Here is a 13,871-nt window from a genome sequence, read left to right as displayed (position 1 = left end):
TTCCGCGGGACGGGCCCGGGGGGTGTGTCAGACCCCCGGGCATCGTTCAAGGGGGCGGCGTCCGTAACGGCGTTCCCCCGAACCGCCGGGGCTCGCCCTCCGGTCAGAAGCGATAGATCAGCACGGGGATCGTCGAGTGCTTGGTAACCTGGTCGGTCTGGCTTCCGAGGAGAACGGCGGAGAGGCCCTGACGGCCGTGCGACGCCATGGCGATCAGATCGGCGCCTGCGTCGGTCCCCGCGGCGAGGATCTCGGCGGCCGTGTCGTTGCCGCTCCGCAGGATCTTCGCCACCGGCACGCCCGCGGCATCTGCCTTGGCCGCCGCGGTGTTGAGGACGCCTTCCTCGCCATGGTCGGGCCACTCGGGCCGGCGCACGGTGACGAGAGTGACCTTGGCGCCGAGTTGCTTCGCCAGCGCGATACCCGCGTCGACGGCCCGGTTTGCGACTTCAGAGCCGTCCGTCGGAAGAAGGATGTTCTTGAACATGAATTCTGGTCCTTTCGGTCATGAAATCGGGCAGCTCCGGGCCGTGCGAGCGTTTTTGCCGATCCGTGCCGCAACCGCAAGCTTGGGGGACCGCGAAGGAGTTTCGCGCCTCAGAGCATAAGGCCGACGACGAGGAGGCCGAGACCGAGGGCGGCGGCGGCAACCGATCCGAGATTGAGTGCGATGAGACGATGGAGCGCGGCATGGATCTCCTGCGGCGGCAGCGCCGAGCGGCGGATCTGGAAGCCGCGCCAGATGCACCAGCCGAGACCGAAGAGGCCGGCGAGCGTCAGGAGAAGTCCGATGGGAGCGAGGAGTTGCATTGGAGGCCGACCATGACAAGGCCGTGACCCTCTAGCGCGTCGCGGGATCGGGGCGCAAGCCGGCCGCCCCAGAAGCCGCCGCCTTGAAGCCGCCGGGGGCCGGCGATAGGGTCCGCCCCTCGCGCAAGGCTGGATCGAGAGTAGAAGATGGACGAGATCGTCGGAGATGAGGCGAGCGATCGCTATCGGGTGACCGCAGGGGAATTGCGGCAATTCGTCGAACGCTACGAGCGGCTCGAATCCGAGCGGAAGGACATCGCCGAGCAGATGAAAGAGGTGATGGCCGAGGCGCGAGCCCGTGGCTACGATGTGAAGGTGCTGAAGAAGCTGATCGCATTGCGGAAGAGGGACAGCTCCGAGGTGAGCGAGGAGGAAGCAATCCTCGAACTCTACAAGCAGGCACTCGGCATGTGATCGCGAGGTGGCCAGCCGGCGATTGCGGGATAGTTCGCGCAAGTCGCAAAGGGCGGCCCGGATTGTTCGTCACATATTCGTCTTTTTTCGCTTCAGTCCTAATCCAACAAAATCGCACTTGAAATCTGTGTGCGGTTGCGAAAGGATGCGGCGTCGGGAGCTTCCAGAGCCCCGCGGTCGATGCCGGCCGATTCGGTGACCGCGCATGTGGTCAGTTTCGGGAGTGGCGGGAACCATTCGGCAAGGCGATGTAGGCCTGCCGAGGAGTATGGCGGTGCTTCCCGCGCGGGCCAGCCTTCGTGGCCGGCGCGTCGGGACGAGCGCCGGGCGACTGCTGTTGCGGTCGCAATCGAGTATAGGCGAGGGTGAGTTGTGATCGGTATTGAGGGCGTGGGGCGTGCAGGCCCCGCGCCCTTTTTCTGTCCGCGCCGCGGCGTGCGGGTTGTGCGGGGGGTCAGATCGATGGTTTCAGCCAGCGTGCCGCGTGGCTTGAGCGAAGAATCGTCTCCACCAGCTCCTGGATCCGGAGTCCCTTGCGGAAGTTGAAGGGTTCGGGCGCCTTTCCGGCGATGGCATCGAGGTAGCGCGCCACCTCGATCGCCTTCAGGTCGTTGAAGCCGAGCTGATGCCCCGGCGCCACGCAAAACAGCCCGTAGGGGGGATGCGCCGGACCAGCCTCGATCCGCCGGAAGCCCTGGCGCCCGGCCGGATCGTCACTGCTGTAGAAATGCAGCTCGTTGAAGTGCTCCTGACTGAAGATCAGCGCGCCCTTCGAGCCGTATACCTCGAAGTCGTGCTGCATCTTGCGCCCCGTCGCGATCCAGCTCGCTTCGATCGACCCGGTTGCGCCGCTTTCGAAGCGAAGGAAGGCGCGGGTCACGTCGTCCGTCATGACCGAACGGGTGCCCCCCTTGCCGTCTGGGCGGTGAGGGATCGCGGTCACCGCGTCGCCCATCAGCTCGGCGATCGGGCCCATCAGGTGCTCGGCGGTGGCGAGGATGTGGCTGCCGAGATCGGCCGCCACGCCGCCGCCCACGGGGTCGTTGCGGAAGCTGTAGGGATGGGTGGCGTCGGTCATGTAGTCCTCGGCGTGGATGCCGCGGAACGTGCGGATTTCGCCGAGCTCGCCCGCCTCGATCATCTCGCGCGCGAGGCCGATCATCGGGTTGCAGAGATAGTTGAAGCCGACCTGCGTCCGTGTGCCGGCGCGATCGGCGGCGTCCGCCATCTCGCGCGCCTCCGAGGCGAGCGGAGCCAGCGGCTTCTCGCAGTAGACGTGCTTGCCGGCGGCGAGCCCGGCCAGCGCCATCTCCTTGTGGAAGGCGTTCGGCGTCGTCACGTCGATGAGGTCGATCTCGGGATTTGCGACGACGCTTTGCCAGTCGCCGGTGCCATGGCGAAAGCCGAGGCTCTGCGCCGCCGCCTGACCAAGCTCCTCGGTGCGATCGGCGACGGTGTGGAGCACGACGTCGAACGGCAGGTCGAAGACCCGCGCCGCCGCCGCGAAGCCGAAGGTATGGGTCTTGCCCATGAACCCGGTTCCGATCAGTCCTACGTTCAGCGCCGGCTTCGTCATCACATCCGCCCCAAGGGAACAAAAATTCCACAATTGGTATCATTCGGAACAGTTGTGCTGTCAACGCGGATTGCCTAAACAGCCGGAAGCCGGCGGAATCGACCGTGGACCGGGAGGGGTGAGTGATGAAGGCGAAGCTCGGGATTGCGCCGATCGCATGGTGGAACGACGATCTCGCGGAACTCTCCGACGACGTGAGCCTGGAGGAATGCCTGCGGCAGGCCAGCGTCGCGGGCTTCACCGGCATGGAGACCGGGCGGCGCTTCCCGCTCGACCCGGCCGAGCTTGGCCCGATCCTCGGCAAGTACGGCATCTCGGTCTGCGGCGGCTGGTTCTCGGGCCTGCTGCTCGACGGCGAGATCGAGGCGGAGAAGGACCGGATCGCCGGGCAGATGGCGCTCTTCAAGGCGATGGGCGCGCCCTGCATCGTCTACGGCGAGACCGCCCGCTCGATCCAGGGCGACCGCTCGCAGGCGCTTTCGACCAAGCCGAGGCTCTCCGAGGACGAGATCAGGGTCTACGCCCGCAAGATGACCGCCTTCGGCGAATGGTGCGCCGAAGAGGGGATGCCGCTTTCCTACCATCACCACATGGCCGCGGTGATCGAGACCGAGCCGGAGCTCGATCTCTTCATGAAGCATTCGGGCGAGGGCATCCCCCTGCTCTACGACGCCGGCCACATGGCGTTCGCCGGCGGCGACGTGCTGCGCGTCATCGACAATCACCACGCGCGGATCAGCCACGTCCACACCAAGGACGTGCGGCGCGGGGTGATCGACGGGCTCGACCGGAGCCGCGAGAGCTTCCTGGACGCGGTGGTGAAGGGCGCCTTCACCGTGCCGGGCGACGGCGATCTCGACTTCGAGGCGATCGTGAAGCGCCTTGCCGCCCACGGATACGAGGGCTGGTTCGTGGTCGAGGCCGAGCAGGACCCGAAGGTCTCGCCGCCGCTCGAAATGGCGAAGATCGGCCACAGGGAGCTGCTGCGGGTCATGGACGCCGCCGGGTACGAGGTCGTCGCCGCCTGACGCCGCGCCGCCTGGATTGGCGCCGATCCGTGGCCAGTCCTGTGCCCTCATGAGGGCTAATCCCGTTGCCGATGCGGACTATGTCTACCGTTGGCAACAGGAAGGGGGACGGAAGATGTTGGTCGATGGCAAGTGGACCGAGGATTGGCAGCCGGTCCAGGCGACCGACGCCAAGGGCGGGTTCGTGCGGCAGGTCTCGGGCTTTCGCAACTGGGTGACGCCGGACGGCAGTGCCGGGCCGACCGGGGAGGGTGGCTTTCCCGCCGAGGCCGGGCGCTACCACCTCTATGTCGCACTGATCTGCCCCTGGGCGTCGCGCACGCTGATCGCCCGGCAGCTGAAGGGGCTGGAGGATGCCATCACCGTCTCGGTGGTCGAGCCCGCGCTCTCGCCGCAGGGCTGGCGCTTCGGCGACTATCCCGGATCCGACCGGGACGCGCTGAACGGCGCCACCTACATCCACGAGATCTACACCGCGACCGATCCCAGCTACACCGGTCGCGCCACGGTGCCGGTGCTCTGGGACAAGCAGCGGCGCACCATCGTCAACAACGAGTCGGCCGATATCGTGCGCATGCTGAACTCGGGCTTCGGCGATCTGGCGCGAGGCGACGTCGACCTCTGCCCGGCCGATCTGCTGCCCGAGATCGACGCGCTGAACGCGAGCATCTATCCCCGGCTCAACAACGGCGTCTACCGGGCGGGTTTCGCCACGACGCAGATCGCCTACGACGAGGCGTTCAGCGACGTATTCACGACGCTCGACGAGCTTGAGGCGCGGCTCGGCGCCGATGGCCCGTATCTCTTCGGCAAGCGGTTCACCGAAGCCGATATCCGGCTCTTCGTGACACTGGTGCGCTTCGACGCCGCCTATCACGGCCTCTTCAAGTGCAACCTGCGGCGGATCGCCGACTATCCCGAGCTCTCGACCTACACCACGCGGGTTCTGGACCTGCCGGGCGTGCGCTCGACGGTGAACATCGACCACATCAAGCAGGGGTACTACTCAATCAAGGCCCTGAACCCCACGGGGATCGTCCCGGTCGGACCGGACCTGCCGGGGCTCGACGACGTCGCGGCGCGGACAGGCCTCTGACCGCGGCCGAGCAAACCGACAACTTGGTGAACGGCCGCCGAGGGGACTGCCGCACCGTATCACTCTATTATAGTGTATCCCTGATGAAAGCCTGACGGGATATTCTTGCGATGAAATGGTGGAAGCAGGCGCTGCTGTCGGTTGCGGTGCTTGCCGTGGCGGTTGTCCTCTGGGCGCGCCACTTCCCTCAGGCCGCGGGGCTGCTCGAGCGCATGGGCATTTCGGTGGCGGCCGTGTCTGTCGAGGCAACGGCCCCGGAGACCGGCCCGGGTCGCAGCGGCCCGCCCGTGGTGATCGGCCAGCCGGTCCGCGAGGCGACGATCAACGACCGGGTTTCCGCGATCGGCGACGGCCGGTCGATCCGCTCCGTGACTGTCACGCCCTATGATCCCGGCCGCGTTGCGGCGGTCGACGTGGCCTCCGGCGCCTTCGTGACCGCCGGCACTCCCATCGTCCGGCTCGATCAGGAGGTGCAGGAGATCGAACTCGACCGGGCGCGCCTCGCCGTCGAGGACGCCCGCGCGACCCTGAAGCGCAACCAGCTCGTCGGCTCGCGCGGCGTGACCGAGGCACAGCTTCGCCAGTCGGAGCTCGCCGTCGCCGAGGGTGAACTCGCGGTCCGCGACGCCGGGGTTTCACTCGACCACCGGGTGATCCGGGCGCCGTTCGACGGCTGGATCGGGATCATTTCGGTCGATGTGGGCGACCACGTGGAGTCCTCGACCGCGCTGGTCACGCTCGATGACCGCTCGCACATCCTGGTGGATTTCCGCATCCCGGAGCGCTTCGTCGGTCAGGTGGCGGCCGGAATGCCGGTCAGCGCCCGGCCGCTCGCCCGAGGCGCGCTCTCGCTCGACGGCGAGATCGTGACGCTCGACACCCGCGTCGATCCCGCAACCCGCACGCTTCGGCTGCGCGCGAGCCTCGAAAACGCCGAGGACGAGCTGCGCGGCGGAATGGCGTTCTCGATCAGCCTGCGCTTCCCGGGCGAGTCCTATGCGGCGGTCGATCCGCTGGCGGTGCAGTGGAGCGCCGAGGGTCCGTACGTCTGGGTGGCGGAGGATGGCAAGGCGGCGCAGGTGCCGGTTCGCATCGTCCAGCGCGAGGACGACGCGGTGCTCGTCGACGCCGAGCTGCCCGCCGGCACACGGGTCGTGACCGAAGGCATGCAGCTTCTGCGCGAGGGCGCGCCGTTCCGCTTCGAGGACGACGCACCAACGGCCGACGCCTCCACACCCGCCCGGTCGCGCGGCTGATGGCCGGGCAGGGCGAGCGCTCCCGGGCGGATGTCTCGGGCTCGGGCAAGGGGCTGACCGCGCTCTTCGTGCGCCGGCCGATTCTCGCGATCGTGCTGAACAGCCTGATCGTCATCGCCGGGCTCGCCGCGGGGCTCGCGATCGAGGTCCGCGAGCTGCCCGACATCGACCGGCCGGTCATCACCGTCACCACGACCTATTCCGGCGCGGCACCCGAGACGATGGACCGCGAGGTCACGAGCATCGTCGAGGGGGCGATGGGCCGCATCGCCGGCGTCGCCGACATCTCGTCCACGTCCAGCTTCGGCCGCAGCCGGGTGATCGTCGAGTTCAACGACAACGTGAACCTCGACTCCGCCGCCTCCGACGCGCGCGACGCGGTGAACCGGGTGCGCAACCAGCTGCCCGACGACGTGGACGAGCCGCGGGTGGTGAAGGCCGACGCCAACGCCGATCCGGTCATCCGCATCGGCGTCACCTCGTCTTCCATGCCGGTCGAGGACCTGACCGACCTCGTCGACAACGAGATCACCGACCGGCTGATTTCGGTCGAAGGCGTCGCCGACGTCGCCATCTATGGCGGGCGCGACCGGATCTTCCGGGTGGACGTGGACCAGCTCGCGCTCTCGAGCCGTGGCCTGACGCTGGCCGACGTGCGTGATACCCTCGCGACCGTCGCGTTCGACCAGCCGGCGGGCTCGCTCACCGCCTCGAACCAGAGCCTCGTGGTGCGCACCACCGCCACGGTCGAAACGCCGGCCGGATTCGAGGCGTTGATGCTCGATCCCCTGACCCGGCTCGGCGACGTGGCGACCGTCACCCTCGGGCCGGACATCGGCAACTCGATCCTGCGCTCGAACGGCCAGAGCGGCCTCGGGCTCGGCATCATCAAGCAGGCGCAGAGCAACACCCTCGCCATATCGCAGGGCATCCGCGCCGCCGTCGCCGACATGCAGACCTCGCTGCCGGCCGGCGTGAAAATCTTCATCACCGGCGACGATGCGCTCTTCATCAACGGCTCGATCCACGAGGTGATGCTGACACTCGGACTGGCGGTCGCGATCGTCATCGGCATCATCTATCTCTTCCTGCGCGACTGGCGGGCGACGCTCATTCCGGCGGTGTCGATCCCGGTGGCGCTGATAGGCACGCTTGCGGCGCTCTGGATCGCCGGGTTCTCGATCAACATCCTGACGCTGCTCGCGCTCGTGCTCGCCACCGGGCTAGTGGTCGATGATGCCATCGTCGTGCTGGAGAACATCGTCCGCCGACGGGGGCAGGGGCTCGGGCCACGGGCGGCGGCGGTGCTCGGCACCGAGCAGGTGTTCTTCGCGGTGATCGCCACCACCGCCACTCTCGCGGCGGTCTTCGTGCCGCTCTCCTTCCTGCCGGGGCAGACGGGGGCGCTCTTTCTCGAATTCGGCATCGCGCTGGCGCTCGCCATTACCATCTCGGCGTTCGTGGCGCTTTCGCTCTGCCCGATGCTGGCCTCGCGGATGCTGACCGAGCACGCGCTGCACGAGACCGGCTCGCCGGGCCTGCTCGGCCGGATCGGCGGGTTCCTCGCGGAGGTCTATCGCCGGATCCTTCACGCCGCCCTCGCCGCACCCGTCATCGTCCTCGCGATCGCCGGGGTCTTCGGCGTCACCTCGTTCCTGATGTTCGAAAGCGTCACTCAGGAGCTGACGCCGGTCGAGGATCGGGCACAGGCGATGCTGCGTGTCACCGCGCCGCAGGGCGTGAGCCTCGACTACACCGCGGCGAAAATGCGCGAGATCGAGGAGCGCACGGCGCCGCTCCGGGCGTCGGGCGAGGTGATCGGTCTCTTCTCGATCGCCGGGCAGGGGGGAAACGACAACACCGGCTTCATGATCTTCACCCTCGCGCCGTGGGACGAGCGGGCGCGCAGCCAGTCGGAGATCGTCGCCGACATCGGCAAGGCGGCGCGGGAGGTGATCGGCCTGCGCGCCTTCGCGTTGCAGCCGAACTCGCTTGGCATTCGCGGCGCCGGACAGGGCTTGCAGTTCGCCGTGGTGGGCGGCGACTTCACACGCCTGAGCACCGCCGCCGATGGGATCGTCACGGCGCTGGAGCGTGATCCGCGCTTCGGACAGGTGCGCTCGTCCTACGAGTCGACCCAGCCGCAGCTCTACATCAACATCGACCGCGAGCGGGCGTCCGATCTCGGGATCGACATCGCGGGGCTCGGATCGACCATGCAGTCAGTGCTCGACGGCGATCCGGTCGGCTCGGTCTTCGTCGGCGACCGCAGCTATGACATCAAGCTCACCTCCACCACCAATCCGGTGCGCGATCCGTCCGACCTGGAGAACCTGTTCCTCAAGACCCGGTCGGGCGACATGGTGCCGATGTCGACCGTGGTGACGCTCGACGAGCGCGCCATCGCGCCGGAGCTCGATCGCGAGCGCCAGATGCGCGCGGTCGCGGTCACCGCGTCGCTCGGCGACACCTTGCCGCTCGGCGAGGCCTGGGTGCTGGCGCAGGAGCTTGCCGAGCCGTTGCTGCCGCCCGGGGCGCGGCTGATCCCGCTCGCCGACACGGCGACGCTCGGCGACACGACGCACGGGCTTCTGGTCACCTTCGGCTTCGCGATCCTCATCGTGTTTCTGGTGCTCGCGGCACAGTTCGAGAGCTTCGTCTCGGCGGTGATCGTCATGGCGACGGTGCCGCTCGGCCTCGGCTGCGCCATCGTCGCCATGGTGCTGACGGGGGTCAGCCTCAATGTCTACAGCCAGATCGGGCTGGTGCTGCTGGTGGGGATCATCGCGAAGAACGGTATTCTGGTTGTCGAGTTCGCCGACCAGTTGCGCGACCACGGGGCGAGCGTGCGCGAGGCGATCGAGGAGTCCTGCCGCATCCGTCTGCGGCCGGTGATGATGACCATGGCGGCGACGATCCTCGGCGCGGTGCCGCTGATCTTCTCCGGCGGCGCGGGGGCCGAGGCGCGGCACGCGCTCGGCTGGGTGATGGTGGGCGGGCTCGGCCTCGCGATGGTCCTGACGCTCTTCCTGACGCCGGTGGTCTATCTGGTTCTCGCCGGCCTCTCGAAACCCCGGGCGGCCGAGACCGAGCGGCTCGAGGCCGAGCTTGCCGAGGCCAGCCCGCGCCCCTGACCGCCCGCGCCCCAGCCCGCGCCCCCGACCGCCCACACGCGCATGATGTCGTCAGGCGGGCGGCAGGTGCAGGCGCTCGTGCCAGACGAGCCGGCGGGCGACCTTTCCCACGGTCCACGACTCGGCCGGGGCCGGCTGGCCCGCCCCGGTGGCAGCCCCGCAGTCGGTGGCGGCCGCTTCGGTGAGGCGGGCCATCGCCACGCTGCGGGTCCAGGAGAGGTAGTGGCGCAGCCCCTCGGTCGTGCCGGTGTCAAAGGTCTGCGCGGCCAGCAGCAGTTCGATCATGCCCACATGCCGGGCCACATCGCGGAACGCGGGGGCGTCCGCCGCGTCTGCGTTCGCGAGCTGCTTCAGCAAGCGGGCGCGAGAGAGGGCGAGACGGTGGGCCATGCGCGCCCAGGCGATCGGGTCGAGCGGCGCGCGATCCGGCTCGATCAGCGCGGCCGTCGCCTCCGGGCTGCTGCCCGCAACCTCGGTCTCGGCGGCGATGGCGAGCTCGATACGCTCCGGTGACGGCTCGCCGGTCTCGGCCATGAAGCGGCGGATCCCGGCGGCAAGCGCGCGTTCGATCTCGGTGCGATGCCGCGCGCCCACGGCGCAGCCCGGCAGTTCGTGGATCCAGCCGAGACAGCTTCCGTCGTCGAAGGTCTCGAGGCTTGCGGTGAAGCGCATGGACGGGCTCCTCAGTCGCGGGGTGCGGCGGCGCGGCTCAGGCGGTCGTTGAGCGCGGCGCCGAGACCCTCGCGCGGGATCGGCGCGACGGCAATGCCCTGCGCGCCCTCGGCGGAGGCCCGCTCGTCGAGCGCGCGCAGATGGGCAAAGAGCACTGTCGCCGCCTCGGCGAGGTCGCCGGTGGGCGAGAGGTTGAGGCCGGGCGCGTCCGGCCCGGGGCCGAAGCCGAGCCAGAGCTCGCCCGGGCGCGGGGCGGTTGCATCGAGGCGGACTGCGACGGCGGGGGCGTAGTGCGAGGCGAGTTGGCCCGGTGCGGTGACTGCGCTGCCCGCGCGCGCCCTGAGTGGCTGGCCGAGCAGCGCCGCGATGGCCTCTGCGGGGAGCCCGCCGGGGCGCAACAGGACCGGCGCGCCGTCCTCGAACCCGACGATGGTCGACTCGACCCCGACCGGGCAGGGTCCGGCGTCGATCACCGCGCTCACCCGGCCACGGAGGCCGTCGAGGACATGCGCGGCGGTGGTGGGGCTGACCCGCCCCGAGGGATTGGCCGAGGGCCCGGCGAGCGGGCCGCCGAAGGCCGCGAGAAGATCGCGCGCCAGCGGGTGCGCCGGCACGCGCACCGCGACGGTGGAAAGTCCCGCTGTCACCCGCTCGGCAAGCCCGCTCGCCGTGCGGCGCGGCAGGACGAGCGTCAGCGGTCCGGGCCAGAACGCTTCGGCGAGGCGCGCGGCCGGGCCGTCAAGCTCCGCCACAGCGGCGGCCGCGGCGGCATCGGCCACGTGGACGATGAGCGGATTGAAGCTCGGGCGGCCCTTGGCCTCGTAGATGCCCGCGACGGCGCGGTCGGAACGCGCGTCGGCGCCGAGGCCGTAGACGGTTTCCGTCGGGAACGCCACCAGCTCGCCGGCCCGCAGCAGGCCGGCGGCGGCCCGCAGGCCGCGCGGCGTGGGCGAGAGGACGACGGTATTGAGTAGGGGCATGTGGGCGGGTTCGGCTTGGCAGGAGCAGGGGTGGGGCCTATCCTTCAGAGCCCGCACAAGCATTAGCCCGAGCGGCGGGCAGACGTCCACTCGTCCAAAGGATTTCCCCATGACCTATCGCGCTCCTGTCGCCGAAATGCGCTTCCTGCTCGATCGGGTGCTGGGGTTCGACAGGGTCGCGGCAACGGAACGCTTCGCCGAGGCGACGCCCGAGACGGTGGAGGCGATTCTCGATCAGGCGGCGCGGCTCGCCGAGGATGTGCTCGCCCCCCTGCGCCGGGCCGGCGACCTCCACCCCGCGCGGCTGGAAAACGGCGTCGTCCGTGCGAGCCCCGGTTTCGGCGAGGCGTACCGGGCGCTCGCCGACGGTGGCTGGGTCGGGCTCGCGGCGGATCCGGAGTTCGGCGGCATGGGCCTGCCGGTGACGCTGCTCGAATGCCTGAACGAGATGTGCTCGGCGGCGAACATGGCGCTGTCGCTCTGCCCGCTGCTCTCGCAGGGGCAGATCGAGGCGCTGGAGCATCACGCCAGCGACGAGCTGAAGGCGCTCTACCTGCCGAAGCTGATCGACGGGACGTGGACCGGCACGATGAACCTGACCGAGCCGCAGGCCGGCACCGACGTGGGCGCGGTGCGCACCCGTGCCGAAGCGGCGGATGACGGAACCTATCGGATCACCGGGCAGAAGATCTTCATCTCGTGGGGCGATCACGACGTCGCCGAGAACGTCAGCCACCTCGTCCTCGCGCGGCTTCCCGATGGCGCCCCGGGCACCAGAGGGCTGTCGCTCTTCCTCGTGCCGAAGTTCCTGCCCGACGCCGATGGCAATCCGGGCGTCGCGAACAGCCTCAAGCCGATCTCGCTCGAGCACAAGCTCGGCCTGCACGGCAGCCCGACCTGCGTCATGGAGTTCGATGGCGCGACCGGCTGGCTCATCGGCGGCGCGCATCGCGGGATGGCGGCGATGTTCACCATGATGAACAACGCCCGGCTCGGCGTCGGCGTGCAGGGCCTGTCACAGGCGGATGCGGCGTACCAGATGGCGCGCGCCTTCGCCGAGGAGCGCAAGCAGGGCAAGACACCGGTGGCGGGCGTCGAGACGATCTCGGGCTTCCCTGACGTGCGGCGAATGCTCGCGACCATGGCCGCGACCGTGGCGACGGCACGCGGGATCTGCCTCGACTGCGCGCTCTCGATCGACATGGCAACCGCGACCGGCGAGCCCGCATGGGCAGCGCGCGCCGCGTTCCTCACGCCGATCGCCAAGGCCTTCGGCACCGACGCCGGCTGTTCGGTCAGCGATCTGGCAATGCAGGTCTTCGGCGGCATGGGCTACATCGAGGAGACCGGCGTCGCGCAGTACTACCGCGACGTGCGGGTGACCGCGATCTACGAGGGCACGAACGGCGTGCAGGCAATGGATCTCGTCGGCCGCAAGCTCATGGACGGCGGCGCGGCGGCGCGGGAACTGCTCGCGGAGGTGGCGGCGACGGCGCAGGCGGCGGGCGGCGATCTCGGCGAGCGGCTGGCCGACGCGGCGCTGCAGGTGAAGTCCGCGACCGAGTGGATGCTCGCGTCCGAGCCGAACGATCGCTTCGCGGGTGCCACGCGCTATCTGCGGGCGTTCGCACTGGTCCTCGGCGGGCACTATCTGCTGCGCGCCGGGCTTGCCGACGAGGCGCGCATGCCCCTCGCCCGCTTCCAGATCCGCCAGCTCCTGCCCGAGGTGGCCGCCCTTTGCGAGGCCGCCTGCGAGGGCGCCGGCGCGCTCGAGGGCTGCGGCGCGTGAAGGACGTTCCCGAAGTCACCTTTCCCTTCACCCCGCCGGCTCCCGGCGAGGCGGTGGAACTCGCCGAAGGCGTGCTCTGGCTGCGCGTTCCGCTGCAGAACTTCCGTCCCGATCACGTGAACGTCTACGCCCTCGATGACGGCGATGGCTGGACCGTCATCGACACCGGGCTCGACTCGCCGCGGACGCGCGAGGTCTGGGAGATGTTCCTGTCCGGGCCGTTGCGCGGCAAGCCGGTGCGCCGGGTGCTGGTGACGCATCATCACCCCGACCACGTGGGCCTCGCGGGCTGGTTGCAGGCAAAGGGCGCCGAGGTCTGGACCACGCGCACCGCCTGGGTGACGGCGCGGATGCTGACGCTCGACGAGCAGGACCGGCCGCCGCCCGAAACGCTTGCCCACTGGCGCCGGCTCGGGGTGCCCGGCGAGATCATCGCCGAGCGGGCGGCGAAGCGGCCGTTCAACTTCGCCGACTGTGTCTCGCGTCTCGCCCTCGGCTTCCGCGCCATCGGACAGGGGCAGGAGATCGTGGCGGGCGGTCGGCGCTGGCGGGTGGAGATCGGCAATGGCCACGCCCGCGAGCACGCGACGCTCTGGGGCATCGGCCACGAGATCGTCGTCACCGGCGATCAGGTGCTGCCCGGCATCACCCCGAACCTCGGCGTGCAGGTCTCCGAGCCCGAGGCGGATCCGGTCGGCGACTGGCTCGCCTCCTGCCGCCGGCTGGGCGCACTGGCCGGGACCGACCAGCTCGGGCTGCCCGGCCACCGCAGGCCGTTTCTCGGACTGCGCGCGCGTCTCGCGGAGCTTCTCGAACATGGCGAGATCGGTCTCGACCGGCTCGAAGCCTTCCTGAGCGAGCCACGGCGTGCGGCGGACTGCTTCGCGGTGCTCTATGGCCGGACGATCGGGTCGGGCGAGTATCTCCTCGCTCTGAACGAAGCGCTCGGACACCTGAACCGGCTCACCCGGGCGGGGCGGGCGGTTCGCGAGTCCGCGCCCGATGGCGCATGGCGTTGGCAGGCCGTCGCCGGGGCCGCGAGGCGCGACGAATTAGCCACTGACATGCCCGACGCTTCGCGGTAAAACTTCCGCCGAACCGGACCGAGGCGGGTGC

12 protein-coding genes are annotated in these 13,871 nt (G+C 69.6%); 7 read left to right on the top strand and 5 right to left on the bottom strand.

Annotated features, from left to right (window positions below; genetic code table 11):
- Nucleotides 1-103: 103 nt before the first annotated feature.
- Both HNP73_RS05085 and HNP73_RS05080 read right to left on the bottom strand, forming a co-directional pair.
- Nucleotides 104-487: a universal stress protein gene (locus tag HNP73_RS05085; RefSeq protein WP_184147512.1), complete on the bottom strand. Its 384-nt coding sequence runs from the start codon at nucleotides 485-487 to the stop codon at nucleotides 104-106.
- A gap of 110 nt (nucleotides 488-597) precedes the next feature.
- Complete coding sequence (locus HNP73_RS05080) at nucleotides 598-810, bottom strand: hypothetical protein (RefSeq protein ID WP_184147511.1); 213 nt, start codon at nucleotides 808-810, stop codon at nucleotides 598-600.
- Between the two features lie 147 nt (nucleotides 811-957).
- Between HNP73_RS05080 and HNP73_RS05075 the strand changes: the two genes are divergently transcribed.
- A complete protein-coding gene (locus HNP73_RS05075; RefSeq protein ID WP_184147510.1) occupies nucleotides 958-1,224 on the top strand; it encodes a DUF2312 domain-containing protein in 267 nt (88 codons plus the stop codon).
- A gap of 454 nt (nucleotides 1,225-1,678) precedes the next feature.
- On the opposite strand, the gene HNP73_RS05070 is transcribed toward HNP73_RS05075, so the two are convergent.
- Nucleotides 1,679-2,800, bottom strand: coding sequence for a Gfo/Idh/MocA family protein (locus tag HNP73_RS05070; RefSeq protein ID WP_184147509.1), 1,122 nt, complete (start codon nucleotides 2,798-2,800; stop codon nucleotides 1,679-1,681).
- A 125-nt stretch (nucleotides 2,801-2,925) separates the two neighbouring features.
- On the opposite strand from HNP73_RS05070, the gene iolE reads away from it, so the two are divergent.
- From iolE to HNP73_RS05050, 4 genes are all read left to right on the top strand, one after another.
- The gene (iolE, locus tag HNP73_RS05065) at nucleotides 2,926-3,828 is read left to right on the top strand and encodes a myo-inosose-2 dehydratase (RefSeq protein WP_184147508.1); all 903 of its coding nucleotides are present in this window, start codon (nucleotides 2,926-2,928) and stop codon (nucleotides 3,826-3,828) included.
- A 115-nt stretch (nucleotides 3,829-3,943) separates the two neighbouring features.
- Nucleotides 3,944-4,924 carry a glutathione S-transferase family protein gene (locus HNP73_RS05060; RefSeq protein ID WP_184147507.1) on the top strand — a complete coding sequence of 327 codons (981 nt, stop codon included), beginning with the start codon at nucleotides 3,944-3,946 and terminating at the stop codon, nucleotides 4,922-4,924.
- Between the two features lie 110 nt (nucleotides 4,925-5,034).
- Complete coding sequence (locus HNP73_RS05055) at nucleotides 5,035-6,180, top strand: efflux RND transporter periplasmic adaptor subunit (RefSeq protein WP_184147506.1); 1,146 nt, start codon at nucleotides 5,035-5,037, stop codon at nucleotides 6,178-6,180.
- Nucleotides 6,180-9,314, top strand: coding sequence for an efflux RND transporter permease subunit (locus HNP73_RS05050; RefSeq protein WP_184147505.1), 3,135 nt, complete (start codon nucleotides 6,180-6,182; stop codon nucleotides 9,312-9,314). The genes HNP73_RS05055 and HNP73_RS05050 overlap by 1 nt, the downstream gene beginning before the upstream one ends.
- A gap of 51 nt (nucleotides 9,315-9,365) precedes the next feature.
- Here the strand turns inward: HNP73_RS05050 and HNP73_RS05045 are convergent, their stop codons facing one another.
- On the bottom strand, nucleotides 9,366-9,986 hold the full coding sequence (locus HNP73_RS05045) for a hypothetical protein (RefSeq protein WP_184147504.1): 621 nt from the start codon (nucleotides 9,984-9,986) through the stop codon (nucleotides 9,366-9,368).
- A gap of 11 nt (nucleotides 9,987-9,997) precedes the next feature.
- Complete coding sequence (locus HNP73_RS05040; RefSeq protein ID WP_184147503.1) at nucleotides 9,998-10,966, bottom strand: L-threonylcarbamoyladenylate synthase; 969 nt, start codon at nucleotides 10,964-10,966, stop codon at nucleotides 9,998-10,000.
- 109 nt (nucleotides 10,967-11,075) lie between these two features.
- On the opposite strand from HNP73_RS05040, the gene HNP73_RS05035 reads away from it, so the two are divergent.
- Nucleotides 11,076-12,755, top strand: coding sequence for an acyl-CoA dehydrogenase (locus HNP73_RS05035; protein ID WP_184147502.1), 1,680 nt, complete (start codon nucleotides 11,076-11,078; stop codon nucleotides 12,753-12,755).
- A complete protein-coding gene (locus tag HNP73_RS05030; protein WP_184147501.1) occupies nucleotides 12,752-13,840 on the top strand; it encodes an MBL fold metallo-hydrolase in 1,089 nt (362 codons plus the stop codon). The genes HNP73_RS05035 and HNP73_RS05030 overlap by 4 nt, the downstream gene beginning before the upstream one ends.
- Nucleotides 13,841-13,871: the final 31 nt, after the last annotated feature.

The organism is Amaricoccus macauensis (genome assembly GCF_014201905.1).
Lineage (GTDB): Bacteria > Pseudomonadota > Alphaproteobacteria > Rhodobacterales > Rhodobacteraceae > Amaricoccus > Amaricoccus macauensis.
The sequence above is the reverse complement of the archived record's forward strand: the minus strand, read 5'-3'. Positions and strand labels throughout refer to the sequence as shown.

Bases quoted from the DNA above. Each gene is read 5' to 3' on its own strand.
- HNP73_RS05085 (WP_184147512.1), bottom strand. From the start codon at position 487: ATGTTCAAGAACATCCTTCTTCCGACGGACGGCTCTGAAGTCGCAAAC.
- HNP73_RS05080 (WP_184147511.1), bottom strand. From the start codon at position 810: ATGCAACTCCTCGCTCCCATCGGACTTCTCCTGACGCTCGCCGGCCTC.
- HNP73_RS05075 (WP_184147510.1), top strand. From the start codon at position 958: ATGGACGAGATCGTCGGAGATGAGGCGAGCGATCGCTATCGGGTGACC.
- HNP73_RS05070 (WP_184147509.1), bottom strand. From the start codon at position 2,800: ATGACGAAGCCGGCGCTGAACGTAGGACTGATCGGAACCGGGTTCATG.
- iolE (WP_184147508.1), top strand. From the start codon at position 2,926: ATGAAGGCGAAGCTCGGGATTGCGCCGATCGCATGGTGGAACGACGAT.
- HNP73_RS05060 (WP_184147507.1), top strand. From the start codon at position 3,944: ATGTTGGTCGATGGCAAGTGGACCGAGGATTGGCAGCCGGTCCAGGCG.
- HNP73_RS05055 (WP_184147506.1), top strand. From the start codon at position 5,035: ATGAAATGGTGGAAGCAGGCGCTGCTGTCGGTTGCGGTGCTTGCCGTG.
- HNP73_RS05050 (WP_184147505.1), top strand. From the start codon at position 6,180: ATGGCCGGGCAGGGCGAGCGCTCCCGGGCGGATGTCTCGGGCTCGGGC.
- HNP73_RS05045 (WP_184147504.1), bottom strand. From the start codon at position 9,986: ATGCGCTTCACCGCAAGCCTCGAGACCTTCGACGACGGAAGCTGTCTC.
- HNP73_RS05040 (WP_184147503.1), bottom strand. From the start codon at position 10,966: ATGCCCCTACTCAATACCGTCGTCCTCTCGCCCACGCCGCGCGGCCTG.
- HNP73_RS05035 (WP_184147502.1), top strand. From the start codon at position 11,076: ATGACCTATCGCGCTCCTGTCGCCGAAATGCGCTTCCTGCTCGATCGG.